Annotated in this window: 14 protein-coding genes; 7 read left to right on the top strand and 7 right to left on the bottom strand. The window is 74.8% G+C overall.

The window, feature by feature from the left end:
• Positions 1-364: 364 nt before the first annotated feature.
• Positions 365-1,600 (bottom strand): glycosyltransferase, encoded by a 1,236-nt coding sequence (locus ACFPBZ_RS06995; protein ID WP_378035299.1) that lies wholly within the window; start codon positions 1,598-1,600, stop codon positions 365-367.
• A gap of 88 nt (positions 1,601-1,688) precedes the next feature.
• A complete protein-coding gene (locus ACFPBZ_RS06990; RefSeq protein ID WP_378035298.1) occupies positions 1,689-2,588 on the bottom strand; it encodes a chitosanase in 900 nt (299 codons plus the stop codon).
• Positions 2,589-2,821: 233 nt separating this feature from the next.
• Between ACFPBZ_RS06990 and ACFPBZ_RS06985 the strand changes: the two genes are divergently transcribed.
• The 7 genes from ACFPBZ_RS06985 to ACFPBZ_RS06955 are packed head-to-tail and all read left to right on the top strand — an operon-like array spanning position 2,822 to position 7,008.
• A complete protein-coding gene (locus tag ACFPBZ_RS06985) occupies positions 2,822-3,574 on the top strand; it encodes an alpha/beta fold hydrolase (protein ID WP_378035297.1) in 753 nt (250 codons plus the stop codon).
• Positions 3,575-3,628: 54 nt separating this feature from the next.
• Complete coding sequence (locus tag ACFPBZ_RS06980) at positions 3,629-3,916, top strand: SAV_915 family protein (RefSeq protein ID WP_378035296.1); 288 nt, start codon at positions 3,629-3,631, stop codon at positions 3,914-3,916.
• Positions 3,913-4,185 (top strand): hypothetical protein, encoded by a 273-nt coding sequence (locus ACFPBZ_RS06975; protein WP_378035295.1) that lies wholly within the window; start codon positions 3,913-3,915, stop codon positions 4,183-4,185. Before ACFPBZ_RS06980 ends, ACFPBZ_RS06975 begins: the two co-directional genes overlap by 4 nt.
• A gap of 1 nt (position 4,186) precedes the next feature.
• Positions 4,187-5,299, top strand: coding sequence for a hypothetical protein (locus ACFPBZ_RS06970; RefSeq protein WP_378035294.1), 1,113 nt, complete (start codon positions 4,187-4,189; stop codon positions 5,297-5,299).
• Positions 5,296-5,961, top strand: a complete 666-nt coding sequence (locus tag ACFPBZ_RS06965; protein ID WP_378035293.1) for a hypothetical protein — start codon at positions 5,296-5,298, stop codon at positions 5,959-5,961. Before ACFPBZ_RS06970 ends, ACFPBZ_RS06965 begins: the two co-directional genes overlap by 4 nt.
• Before the next feature lie 7 nt (positions 5,962-5,968).
• Positions 5,969-6,496: a GNAT family N-acetyltransferase gene (locus ACFPBZ_RS06960; protein ID WP_378035292.1), complete on the top strand. Its 528-nt coding sequence runs from the start codon at positions 5,969-5,971 to the stop codon at positions 6,494-6,496.
• Between the two features lie 32 nt (positions 6,497-6,528).
• Positions 6,529-7,008 (top strand): cupin domain-containing protein, encoded by a 480-nt coding sequence (locus ACFPBZ_RS06955; protein WP_378035291.1) that lies wholly within the window; start codon positions 6,529-6,531, stop codon positions 7,006-7,008.
• Here ACFPBZ_RS06955 and ACFPBZ_RS06950 read toward each other — a convergent pair.
• The 5 genes from ACFPBZ_RS06950 to ACFPBZ_RS06930 form a co-directional block, all read right to left on the bottom strand.
• Positions 7,005-8,339 carry an MFS transporter gene (locus ACFPBZ_RS06950; protein ID WP_378035290.1) on the bottom strand — a complete coding sequence of 445 codons (1,335 nt, stop codon included), beginning with the start codon at positions 8,337-8,339 and terminating at the stop codon, positions 7,005-7,007. The two genes, ACFPBZ_RS06955 and ACFPBZ_RS06950, sit on opposite strands and share 4 nt — an antisense overlap.
• Before the next feature lie 93 nt (positions 8,340-8,432).
• Entirely contained in the window at positions 8,433-9,335 is a 903-nt protein-coding gene (locus ACFPBZ_RS06945) for an alpha/beta fold hydrolase (protein WP_378035289.1), read from the bottom strand.
• The gene (locus ACFPBZ_RS06940) at positions 9,332-10,174 is read right to left on the bottom strand and encodes a short-chain dehydrogenase/reductase (RefSeq protein ID WP_378035288.1); all 843 of its coding nucleotides are present in this window, start codon (positions 10,172-10,174) and stop codon (positions 9,332-9,334) included. The genes ACFPBZ_RS06945 and ACFPBZ_RS06940 overlap by 4 nt, the downstream gene beginning before the upstream one ends.
• Positions 10,171-12,156, bottom strand: a complete 1,986-nt coding sequence (locus ACFPBZ_RS06935; RefSeq protein WP_378035287.1) for an SDR family NAD(P)-dependent oxidoreductase — start codon at positions 12,154-12,156, stop codon at positions 10,171-10,173. Before ACFPBZ_RS06935 ends, ACFPBZ_RS06940 begins: the two co-directional genes overlap by 4 nt.
• A complete protein-coding gene (locus tag ACFPBZ_RS06930; protein WP_378035286.1) occupies positions 12,153-12,947 on the bottom strand; it encodes an alpha/beta fold hydrolase in 795 nt (264 codons plus the stop codon). The genes ACFPBZ_RS06935 and ACFPBZ_RS06930 overlap by 4 nt, the downstream gene beginning before the upstream one ends.
• Positions 12,948-13,021: the final 74 nt, after the last annotated feature.

Raw genomic sequence — 13,021 nt, 5'->3', positions numbered from 1 at the left:
GCGACGGCGTGGTCTGGGTACGTGCTCCTCAGCCTCGACGTTATCTTCGACGGTCAGTCGCGGGGCTGCGAACGGCCAACTGGGGCCCTGATTGGGGACCGCTTACGCCACGCCATCACTGTTCGTGGGGGCCGAGGGCACAAGATCACACGGGCTCGATCATGTCGCTGAGCAGCACAGATGCACTCCATGGCCTACGACGGCCGACGTGAACCCTGTCCACTGGGTTCGGGGGTCGAGTCCCTGCCGGCGCACTCTTCTTCGAGCTCTCCACCCGAGTTCGGAGTCGAGAAATCCTCACCCACAACGGTCAGGCGTGGTGAGCGGCCCGGTATCTGTTCATCGGCGTCCGTGTCCTGGCTCCTCAGCGGGCGCCTCGTGCCGACGAGGTGATCACCGCGACGGCCTCGTCGGTCGGCGGTAGCGCGTCGATCTCGCGCGCCACGCGACGTGCCACCTCGGCCGGGTCGGGGTCGGCCAGCACATCGGTGATCGCACGCCGCAGGTCGGCCGGCTCGATGGCGCTCGTCGGAGCATCGTGGGCGCGAGGACCGACTGCCACGCCGGCGCCGAGGTCGGCAACCCGTCGGGCGTTCTCCGGCTGGTCGGCGAACAGCGGGGCGATGACCAGCGGGACCCCGGCCGCCAACGCCCCGAGCGTCGTTCCCGAACCTCCGTGGCAGACCACCACGCTCGCCGACGCGAGGACGTCGGCCTGCGGTATCCACGGGGCGATGCGCACGTTCGGTCCCGGCGGGACCAAGGGGCCGTCTTCGAACCCATGGCCGGTGGTGAGCAGCACTCGGGCCGGGAGGTCGGCCACCGCCTCCAACGCGACCTCGTAGATCGGGGCCGCCCACGGGACGCCCGCCGCCACGCTGCCGAACGTCACGTAGACCAGGGGGCGGTCGTCGCCGTACCAGTAGTCGGGCAGTGGTGCGGGCGCGGCCTGCGGGACCCGGAAGCGGAAGGTCGGCGACGCCTCGCGATCGCCGTCGAGCGACGGCGGGAAGAACGTCAGGTACGGCGTGGCCGCGATCCGCGCCGACAGCGCCGGGCGCCACGCCTCGACCGCGTCCGCCGCCACCTCCATGATCTGCCGTTGCGAGGAGATCAACCCGATGCCGACCTGGACGTGCGGAATCCCCTCCTCGTCCGCCACCACCGCGGACGCGACCTCGGCGGGCTCACGGACGATCACGTCGGGCCGCCACCCGCGCACGGTGTCGCGCATCGCGGGAAGCATCGCGCGGACGTTCAGCGTCGCGAAGACCTGCCCGATGACCAGGCGTTCCGCCTCGGCATAGGACAGGTCCGGGACCCGGGCCCACACCGGACCGGTCTCTGCCTCGTCCGGCAGCGCGCCTGCGGCGAAGGCCAGACCCTCCCGCTCCGCGGTCCCCTCAAGGCCGGGCGGACCCACCAGCAGGACGTCGTGCCCAGCCCGCCGACAGACCTGGGCGAGCGGAAGCATCGGAGTGATGTGCCCCGCCCCGCCGGTGCTGGCGAACAGAATGCGCATGGGTGACGGTATCGCCGTTGAACGTGGTGATCGCCGAACAGAGCGGCCGGACGAGGACCCATTTGCGTCACTGCGCAATCAAAGACCGGTAACCCTTGCAGAACATCGATTCCTGCAGATCAGGCCAGGGATCGCCGCCTCGGGGAACCGCACACACGCGGCCCGCTCAGGGGATCGAGTAGGGATCTCCGTAGACCGACCACGTCAGCGGAGTCCGCAACGAGTAGTTGCCCTCCCTCGCGAACTTCTGCTGGAGGTCGGTGATGCGGGAGACGTCCTGGTGGGCGGGTTCGGAGCGCATCACCGCGATCCTCGCCTTCCAGAACGCGTCCAGGTAGCGAGTGAGGCTGCCGCCCTGGGCGGGGGTCTTCGCCTGCTTCATCGCCGCGGAACGGATGCCCCCGAAGCTCTCGGAGTCGGTGCCCGGACCGTGCACCACGGCGGCGTCGTAGTAGACGAACTGCCCGAGGAGCGGCAGCCCGTCGGTCACCGCCGCGTCGACCGCGGGATCGAAGTAGGCCTTGTCCCGGAGGCGGTCCTGCGCGGCGACGAACGTCGCCGCGAACCGGGGGTCGGTCGCGGTCTGGCGCCAGGCGTCCTCGAACGCCTCGCCGAGACCGTCGTGCGAGTCGCTCCCGTTCACCGCCCGCAGGGCCGGGAGGAACGGGGCGAGCGGGTTCTTCGGGGCGGTGGCGGTGAGGTTCTTGACCAGGGTCAGCATGTCGCCGGTTCCCGAGGTGAAGCCGATCAGTCCGCCGGTGTAGCCGCGCCCGTCCCCGATGTCCTCGAGGTAGCCGTACTGCCCCCGCCAGTTCAGCGTCGAGTTCTCGGCGCTGGACACCAGCGCCATCGCCAGGTCCTTCTTCGCCGGATCGCGGAGGCTGGCGGGCTCGCTCGGCGTCGCCTCGACGACAGGGCTGGGGGCCGCCGGCGGAGCACTCGCGGGCGCCAGGGGCGCCACGCTCAGGGGGGCGACGGCAGGCGCCTCCGTGCTGCCGCACGCGGACGAGAGCAGCACCACGGCGAAGATCGCCGCCGCCACGCTCACGCGGTGCGTCCTCGTCATTCCGTCCCTCCTCGGCCGCCGGCGACGATCAGGGCCCCCGATGCGTCGACCTCAAGGATCGCGGATCACCCGGAGCCGGCTCGACGCGGGTCATGTCGCTCAGGACCGTCGAGCGGTCGTGCGTTCCCGGAGCTCGCACCCACGCGGGGGAACGGTCCCGAGAACCCGGGTGACAGGACTCCCTGCCGTTCGTCGTCACCGGTACGGTCTCCTGCTCCGGCAGGGGGGACCACATGGGCGAACGCCAGGTCGTGCTGGGTGGGATCCCGACCCGCGTGGTCGACGAGGGCAGCGGTCCGGTGGTCGTGCTCGTGCACGCCACCCCGTTCGACCTCGAGGGCTGGGACGGGCTGGCGGCGGCCCTCCGCCCCGACCACCGCGTGATCCGCTACGACCTGCCCGGGCACGGGGCCGCGGCGGGCGCAGCGTTCCCCACGGCCGACGGCCTCGCCCGTGGCCTCGTCGAACTCCTCGACCTCTACGACGTACCGACGGCGCACGTCGTGGGGCACTCCCTGGGCGCGACCATCGCGCAGCGCTGCGCGCTCGACCATCCCGGACGGGTCGGGCGGCTCTCGCTGCTCAGCGCCCGGGCTACTCCCTCGCCGGTGTTCTCCGCGCTCGCCAACGCCCTTCGTCGGGATCCCGCCGCCGTGGACCTGCCGATGGACCGGTGGTTCACGCCCGAGCAGCTGGCCCGGAACGGCCGCGTGGTGCGGTACGCCCGGCGGCTGGCCGAGACGATCTCGATCGAGGCCTGGGCTGCCGGCCTCGACCTGCTCTCCGAGTCCGACTTCCTCGCGGAGCTCCCCCGGCTGACGATCCCGGTGGACGTCGTGGTCGGCGAGGAGGACCACGGGGCCAAGCCCGAGCACGGTCGCGAGATCGCTGATGCCATCCCGCAGGCCCGGTTCCACCTCGTCGAACGCGCCCGGACCCTCGTGGCGCTGGTCGACCCGGAGCTCGTGGCTCCCCTGCTCATCTGAGGAACCACCCGGAACGGCCCCACGCTCCTCGGCGGTCTTGCCAGACTGTCGACCATGACGCCCGGGGAGCAGCGGCTCCTGCTCGACACGGTGGTGGTGCCGCTGCACGAGCTGCCGCGCGACGACGAGGCCGTGTGCGAGCTGCGGCGGTCGACCGACGGCCAGCTGGCGCTCCCGGTCTACGACACGGTCGAGGACCTCGTGGCGTGCTGCGGGCGGGCGCAGCCGTGGATGGCGGTGCGCACGGACCGGGTGGCCGAGCTGGCGGACGCCACGGGGGCGGACCTCGTCGTGCCCGGCCTCGAGCTCCCACCCGAGCTGCGTCACGGGGACCGACAGTGAGCGCGCCGGGCTTCGACGTCGACGTCGCCCGGGTCGAGGGGATCGCCGCCGGCCTGGACGCCGCGGCCACCCCGTTGTCCGGTGCGGCGGGCGCGGCCCCGGACGTCCCGCAGGCGGGTCCCGTTACCGGGGAGGTGATCGCCTACGTCGCAGCCCTCGCGCGGGCGGTGTCGGGGCTGATCGAGGGCACCGCCACGACGGCGGACGCGGTGCGGTCGGCCGCGTCGTCCTACCGCGGCGCCGACGCGAGCGCGATCCTCGGGTCCTGACGTGCCCATCGACACCACGGTCGACGCCGAGGCCGGGTCGTGCCGGGCGACCGCGGCCTGGCTCGACGCGGTCTCCCGGGGCGCCGAACAGACCGCCGACGGGGTCAACGCCGCCCGCCGGCAGTCGTCCGGTGCCTGGGAGGGCGCCGCCGGGGACGGCTTCCGCGACCGGGCGGCCCAGCTGTGCGCGGACGGGGACGAGGTGGCCGGCCACGCCCGCGACGCCGCCCGCGCGATGACCGACTTCGCCGGCGCCGTCGACGCGGTCGAGGCCGACATGGCGCGGGCCCGGGCGATCGCGACCGGGGCCGGACTCCCCGTGGTCGGGAAGGTCATCGGCGAGCCGACCACGCTCACCCCGGACGGGGCCGCGGCCCAGCAGCGGGCCTTCGACGAGGCGGACGCCGTCGCCACGCACGCCCGCTCCCGCTACGTCGAGGCCCAGGACCGACTGCGGGCCGCCCTCGCCGAGCCGACCGGCCTGCTGAACACCCGGGGCTTCACGTGGACCTACCGCGGCGCCCTCGTGCCGCTGGCCACCGGCTCCACCCTGCTCGGAGCCGCCGACCGGTGGGCGAAGGTCGGCGCGCACTACGACGACGAGGCCCGCCGGTGGCAGCAGGCCCTCCACGTGGCGCCGGCGGCCCCCGGCGCGGGTTCGGTCGCCCCCCGGGCGCGGTACGACGAGGCCCGGCGGCTCGCCGCGCGCGCCGACGCCGCCGCCGCGTCGAACCGCCGCCTCCTGCTCGGGCTGCAGGACAGGCCGGTGATCGGACCTGCCCTCCACGGCGCCCGGGCCGCCCCGGAGCTCGAGGGCGCCACCGGCGTGCTGGGCAGGGCCGCGCCGGTGCTGCGCAGCGTGCCCTACCTGAGCCTGGCGACGACGGGCCTCGGCATCGGTCTCGACACCGCGGCGGGTCGCTCCGTGGAGTCGGCCACCGCCAAGAACGTCACCCAGACCGCCGCCTCGATCGTCACGACGGCCGGCGTCGCCGCGCTCACCGGACTCGCCATCGCCGGCGGCCCCGCCACCCTGGTCGCCGTCGGCGCCGGTTTCGCCGTCTCCTGGGCCATCGGCGACCACTGGGACACCATCGAGGGCTGGGTCACGTGAGCACCCGGACCTGGGGCCTCGGCGACCGGCCGCTGCCCGCCCGTCCCGACCCCGCCACCGGACTCCCCCGCCCGCCCGCCGGCCCCCGGTGGTCGCTGGCCGGGCCCCTCCCCCACGGCGCCCTGCACCTCGGCGGCGACGGCCCCGACCCGGTCGACGACCGGCTCCGCCCACCCCCTCCCGGCCGTGGCCGCGTCCTCGAGGTCCACCGCGGGACCCGGTGGGACGGGCTGGTCTTCGTCGGGATGACGGCCGCGCTCCTGGGCCTCGGCGCCCTGCTCGACAGCCGCATCCTCGGGTTCTGGTGGCTCTGGGCGCTCTTCGGCGTCGTCGCGGTGCTCGGCGCCCGCAACGTGTCCCGCACCTACCTCGCCGCCGGCGCCGACTACCTGCAGGGCCGGCGCACGTGGGTCGACCTCTACGCCCTCACCGAGATCACGGTCGCCGCCGGCAACGGGCAGCACTGGATCACCCTCGTCGACCGCGACGAGCGTCGCACCACCGCCGGCACCAACGACCTGCACGCCAACCCCGCGCTCTGGGACCTCGTCTACAACGGCATCCGCCACAGCGTCGCCGCGGGTGCGCACGTGAAGGGCAGCGGAGCCCGCAACCTCCGGCCTACCACCGCCCGGGACGAGGCGGACGGGCACGGGAGATAGGGGACGGATGTCGACCCGTCGACGGATCAGGGACGTCGCCGAAACGGACTCGGCGAGCATCGCGGCGATCCACGGGTACTACGTGGTCAACTCGGTGCTGCCGATCACGGCGCCGAGCCCGCTGAGCCCGGAGCAGTGGCGGGCGCGCATCGTCGAGACGAGGCGGGCGGGCCACCCGATGCTCGTGGCCCTGGAGGACGACGTCGTCGTCGGCTACGCCGAGCTCTCGCGCTGGTTGGGACACGCGGTGTTCAGCTCGAGCGCGGAGGACTCCGTCTACGTGGCGCCGTCCGCCCTGCGACGAGGTCACGGCGGTCGCCTGCTGGACGTCCTCCTCGAGAAGGGTCGCGACGTCGGGTTCCGGGAGGTCGTGGCCGTCATCGCCGACGCTGACGACGAGGGTCGCGCGTCGCGGGCGTTGCACCTGGACGCCGGTTTCCTGCCGGCGGGGCAGCTGCGCCGGATCGCCCACAAGCGCGGACGGTGGATCGACCTGACCCTGCTTCAGCGAACTCTCGGGCCCCGCGAACGATGACCGGCGGCCGGTCCGAGCACTACGGTCCGGGCATGTTCGACGGTGACGAGATCGTGCTGGGTCCCCTGCCCAAGGGCATCGTGCGCGCCGGGGAGGGTCAGCACCGGCGGGTGTGGAACGTGCTCGGCCACACCTACTGGGCGCGGGCGGTCAGCGAGTCGAGCTTCGCGTTCGAGACCCTCGACCCGCCCGGCACCGGCGTCCCGCCCCACGTGCACCCGACGCAGGACGAGCACATCCACGTCCTCGACGGGGTCTTCACGCTCTACCTCGACGGCCAGTGGGAGACGGCGGGGCCCGGCGACACGGTGCTGATGCCGCGCGGCCTCCCGCACGCCTACTACAACCGCACCGAGGCCGACTCCCGCGCGCTGTTCTGGGTGAGCCCCACGGGCAAGCTGGCCCACCTGTTCGACCAGCTGCACGACCTCTCGGATCCCGCCGAGGTGGTCCGGCAGTCGGCGCTCCACGACGTGGAGTTCCTCCCGCCCGGCTCGGTGCCGGGCGCCTAACTCCCCACCGGGACCGGCTCGCGCGCCTGCTTCAGCGACTCCCGGTACGGGTCGGGCGACAGGAACGCCGTGACGATGGTGATCAGCACCATCGCGGACATGTAGACCGCGATCCAGTCGTAGCCGCCGGTCGCGTCGAGCAGGGCGGTCGCGATGACGGGGGCGAGGCCGCCGGCGAATACGCTCGCGCCCTGGGCGCCGATCGAGGCCCCGCTGTAGCGGACCTCCGGCTCGAACAGCTCCGAGAAGTAGGCGGGCTGCGGGGCGTAGACCGCGGAGTTCCCGACGTTCACCGCGATCACCGTCGCGAGCACGATGAGCGGCAGGGAGCGCGTGTCGAGGGCCCAGAAGTACGGCCAGCTCATCGCGAGCAGCACGAACGATCCCCAGAGGACGACGGGCCGCCGGCCGAACCGGTCGCAGGCCCAGCCGTAGAACGGGATCGTCGCGAGCCCGATCGCCGAGGAGACGATCACCGCGAACAGCAGGTCGCTGCGCGCCATTCCGAGCACGACGGTGCCGTAGGTCAGGACGAACGTGGTGTGGATGTAGAAGGTGCTGTTCTCCGCGAACCGGAGGCCGGCGGCTCGCAGGACGTTGAGCGGCTGGCGGCGGAGCACGGCGATCACCGGCTGGCGCTCGATCCGCCCCTCGGCGCGGGCCGCCTCGAAGACCGGCGACTCGGCCACCTTGAGCCGGATCGCGATCCCGACCGCGACCAGCACGATGGAGGCGAGGAACGGCACCCGCCAGCCCCACGAGAGGAACGCGGCGTCGGACATCGCGGCCGACATGATCAACAGGGACACGTTCGCGATCAGCATCCCGGCCGGGACGCCGATCTGCGGGAAGCTGCCGAAGAACCCGCGCCGGTTCGGCGGCGCGTACTCCACCGCCATCACCGCGGCCGCGCCCCACTCCCCGCCGAGCCCGATGCCCTGGATGATCCGCAGCAGCACCAGCAGGATCGGCGCCGCGAGACCGATCGTCTCGTAGGTCGGGAGCAGGCCGACGACGAAGGTGCCGCCGCCCATCATGCAGACCGACAGCACCAGCATCGACTTGCGGCCGATCCGGTCGCCGAAGTGCGCGAAGATCACGCCGCCGAACGGCCGGGCGACGAAGCCGACCCCGAACGTCGACAGGGCGAGCAGGGTCCCGGTGAGCGGGTTCGCCGTCGGGAAGAAGACCTTGTTGAACACGAGGGCGGCCGCGGCGCCGTAGACGAAGAAGTCGAACCACTCGATCGACGTGCCGATCAGCGTCGCGGAGGCGACGCGGCGCGTCTCCTTCGCCGTGGGCGCGGGCCGTGAGGTCTGAGCAGGGTGCATCGACGGACTCCCGACCTGAGCGAGGCGGCAGAATGTGACCTACACCATACGGCCGCCCGGCACGACGACGCCAGGTTCGTCCTCGATGTCCGCTCAGGCCGCGCCGGTGGCCCAGCGGTGCAGCCGGTCGGAGAAAAGCTGCGGCTGGCGGACCCAGTCGACGTGCGGGCGCCCGACGGGCAGGGCGTGGTGCTCCAGCGTGACGGGCGCGCCGGTGAACAGGCCGGCGAGCGCGGTCGTCGTGGACCGGGGGGCGAGCGGGTCCCCCTCGAAGGACACCGCGAGCACCGGGACGTCGACCCGCGCGGCACCGGCGTCGACGTCGAGCCCGGCCGCGCCGCTCGATGACCCGACGACGAACCTCCCGGTCCGGCTCCAGCGGGCCCACTCGGTCATCTGGGTGCGCGCCTCGCGGCCGGCGAAGCCGACCCGCTGCCCGGGGAAGTGCCCGACGACCGTCGTCAGGACGAGCAGGGCCTGGCTGCGCAGCAGGTGCCACGGGGCGAGTCGGCCCCAGGCGCGCCAGGCCACGCTGCCCGTGGCGACCAGGGCGAGGGCGTCGGGTCGGGCCGGGTCACCGGCCGCAGGGTGCGCGGCGGCCTGCGCGGTGGCGACGTGTCCCCCGAAGCTGTGCCCGAGGGTGACCACCCGCGCGTCGGGCCACTTCTCCCGGACCGCGAGCACGGCCGCGGACAGGTCCTCGACGAGGTCGGCGTAGCCGAAGTCGTAGCGGCGGCCGGGCAGCGGTGCCGCGGCCCGCTGGTGCCCGCGCAGCTCGAGCACCCCCGCGTGCACCCCGCCGCGGGCGAGGGCCTGCAGCAGCGGGGCGTAGAACGACGCCCGCATCCCCATGGCGGGCACCACGACGTACGCCGGCGCCGCCGGGTCGGCGGCGGGCCACACCGTCAGCTCGACCGGGGTCGGGGCGGGACGGTCGAGCTCGACGACGACCGGTCCGGCCTCCGGTTCCCGGGCGTCGTCGACGGAGCGGGTCACCGGCCCACCGCCTCGTGCTCCATCGCCGGCACCGTGTCGTGCGCGCGCAGCCCGACGGCCCGGTCCCAGAGCGCGCCGGTGAACACGCCCCGGACCTTGTCGACGTAGCGCAGGGCCTCGGGCACGTAGATCTTGCGCTGCCGGCGCTCGATGCCGCGCAGGAAGGCGGCACCGCACTCCTCGACCGGGGAGACCACGTTGAAGGGCCACGGCAGACGCCGGATGCCGTCGTTGAACGCCTGCGACGCCGTCTGGGCCTCGAACATCGGCGTCCGCACCCATGCCGGGTGGGCCACGCCCACGGCGACGCCCCGGTGGGCCACCTCGAGGCGCAGCGCCCCGCCGAAGGCCTCGACGCCCGCCTTCGAGGCCGCGTAGCACGATCCGCCCGGCACGTTCTTCAGCGCGGCCGCCGAGGAGACGAGCAGGAGGTAGCCCCGACGCTCGACGAGGTGGGGCAGGGCGGCGTGGGCGGTGCGGACCACGCCGCCGAGGTTGATGTCCACCGTGCGGAGCAGCGCCTCGACGGGCCGGGTGGCGACCGTGCCCGCCTCGCCGATCCCGGCGTTCGCCACCACGACGTCGAGCCCGCCGAGCCGGGCCGCGACGTCGTCGACGGCGGCCGTGACGGCGGCGGAGTCGGTGACGTCGAGGGCGAGGCCGAGGTGGTCGGCCCGGCCGGGCAGCGCCGCGGCCGTGGCGGCGGCCGCCTCGCCGTCGACGTCGAGCAGGGCGCACACGGCGCCCCGCCCGGCGGCCTGGCGCGCGGTCTCCGCGCCGATGCCGTGCGCGCCGCCGGTGATCAGGACGACGGCGCCGTCGAGGCTGCGAGCGGTCATGTCGTGCTCCCGGGACTGTCGTGGGCGGAGGGGTCGGCAGGGACGGCCGGACCGGACAGGCGCCGGATCTCCGGCGCCGCGGCGCGGGCGCTCGCGGTGAACGGGCGGGTGGGCAGCAGCGCCCGGGCGGCGTGCAGCGCCCAGCCGACGCGCGGGTGGACCACCTTCGCGGCCCGCCGGGCGATCGCGTCGGCGAGCACCTCGGCGAGCTCGTCCACCGGGGTCAGGGCGCCGAGCGGACCGGGGAGGCTGTCGAGCAGCACGCCGAACGCCGGCTGGGTGCGCTGCTTCTCGGTGACCATCCGGGTGTCGATCCAGCCCGGGTGGAACACCCCGACGCGCACCCCCTCGTGGTCGAGCTCGCTGCGCAGGCCGTCGGCCAGGGCCTCGATCCCCGCCTTCGAGGCCGCGTACGCGGAGTGGCCCGGGGAGTGCGCGAAGGACGCCCAGGACGCGGTGAAGGCGAGGTAGCCCCGGTGGGCGACGAGCGCGGGCAGAGCCGCCCGCGCCACGTGGTAGGAGCCCAGGAGGTTCACCTCGACGACCTGCCGCCAGGTGTCGGGGTCGACCGTGGCGAGCGGCCCGAAGGCCGAGACGCCGGCGTTCGCCCAGACGACGTCGAGGCGGCCGTGGTGGTCGAGGGTGGCCTGCACCGCCGCGGCGCACGACGCCGGCGAGGTGACGTCGAGGGCGAGACACAGCGGCTCGTCGTCGGGAACCGCCTCCGCGGCGGCCTCGCGGGTCCGCTCGGCGTCGAGGTCGGCCCACACCACCCGGGCGCCCGCGTGGGTCAGGCGCCGCGCGGTCGCCGAGCCGATGCCCCCGGCCGCGCCGGTGACGAGCACGACCTGCCCGGCCAGGGTGAAGCGCCGGACCTCGGTGCGGGTCGGCAGGGACCGAGCCGGTGGATCGTCGGGCCCGGTCGGCACGTCGAGCCGGTAGACGCGTCGGGCCACGTCCGCGAACAGCGCGTCCGGGCGGGCGTCCCCGCCGAGCACCTCGGTGAGGACCTGCGCGCTCGCCGACAGCGGCTGCCCGGGACGGTCGATGGGGAAGTTCGACGCCCACATCGTGCGGTCGGGGCCGAAGCTCTCGTGCAGGCCCCGCACCAGCGGCGCCACCCGGTCGACGAAGGCGGGGTCGACGCCGACGACCGGTTCCCCGCCGAGCAGGCTCATCCCGAGCCCCGAGTGCTTGGCGACGACGTTGGGGGCGGCCGCGAGAGCGGCGATGCCGTCGCGCCAGCGGGCGAGGAGGTCGCGCCGGGCGGCGGGGGTGGCTCCGGTGTGCCGGCCGCGGGGGCCCAGGACGCCGACGGGGGTGGCGTAGTGGTCGAGGACGAAGGTCGTGTCCGGGTACTCCGCGACGAGCGCGACCGCGTCGTCGAGCTGGTGGGAGTAGAGCCAGAGGTCGACGACCAGGTCGCGTTCGGCGATCGCGGCGACCCCACGGACGAACGCAGGGTCGCGCAGCAGGTGGGGGACGTCGGCGAAGTCGCGCACGCGGTCGTCGGGATGGGCGGCCGCGCGCAGGCGCACCCCGCGGACCCGGGGGTCGACGGTCCGGTGCGCGTCGAGGACGGAGCCGACGTCGGGATCGCGCGGGTCGGCGTGCACCAGGAGCGCGCCCAGGCGGGGCGCCCCGGCGCGTCCGGACGGCAGCTCGCGCACCCAGCGCGTCTCGGCGACCGCGTCGAGGGGCCGACGCAGTGGCCACGCGGCCTCGACGTGCACCACCGTGTCGACCGGCACGCCGTCGAGGTCGTCGCGGTAGTCGGTCGGCAGGTAGGGCCGCAGCACCGCGCGCGGGTCCCCGACGAACTCCCGGTCGGCCCGGGTGGCGAGGCGCCCCAGGCCGCGGGGCAGGCGGGGCAGCGGGCGCAGCAGTCGCGCCCGGGCGGCGGCCTCGCGCGGCACCGTGTAGGGGTCCCACAGGTGGATGTGGGGGTCGACGAAGCTCGCGGGTCCCGGGCCGGCCGTCACCGGGCCGCCCCGTCCGCCAGGAGCCGGGCGACCTGCTGCGGGGCCTCCCAGGCCGGGCTGTGCCCGACCCCCTCCCACCGGAGGAGTCGCACCCCGGGCAGCTCCGGCTCCCGCCAGGACGACGGGTCCACCCGCTGGTCGTCCGTCCCGACGACGACGTCGACCGGTACCGGGGCCAGCGTCGCCAGCCGGGCGGGCAGGTCCCGGGCGGCGAGGTAGTCGTCCAGGGACGCCGACGCCCCGACGAAGGCCCGGTGCGACGTAGCGGCCAGGTCGTCGACCAGGACGTCGGGCACCTCGGTGCCGCGGGCGACCGCGGTGCCCAGGCCACGGCGCAGGGCGGCGCGGGGGGCGAGGGACCACAGGACCCGGCCGAGCCCGGGGACGGCGAGCAGGCGCTCCCGGGGCGATCGCGCGGTGAGGCGCGAGGCGGGTGTCGGCGGGGTGTCGAGGAGCACGAGGCGGCCCACCAGGTCCGGACGGGCCTCGGCCAGCGCGACCGCGACGGCGCCGCCGCGGGAGTGCCCGACCACCGTGGCGGCCCGGACACCGGCGTCGTCGAGGGCGTGCGCGAGCGCCGCGGCCTCGTCGGGAACCGCGGCCCCGCGGGGCAGCTCGACGAGGACCGGCACCGCGTCGTCGGGCAGGAGCGGGAGGAGCCGCCCGAAGCTGCGCCCCGTCGCCCCCAGCCCGTGCACGAGGACGACCGCCCCCTCCCCCGCGCCCTCGGCGCCGCGGAGCTCGACCAGCCCGTCGACGTCCGGCCGGGACCGTCCGCGACTGTGCGCCATCCGCGCTCGTCCTCCCCTGGGTCCACGACTACCGGGGACCGAGAGTACCTAGATGTCACCGGGCGCCATGTCGG

Source organism: Actinomycetospora atypica, assembly GCF_042653685.1.
In the GTDB taxonomy this organism is placed as follows: domain Bacteria; phylum Actinomycetota; class Actinomycetes; order Mycobacteriales; family Pseudonocardiaceae; genus Actinomycetospora; species Actinomycetospora atypica.
This window is presented reverse-complemented; position numbering and strand designations above follow the sequence as displayed.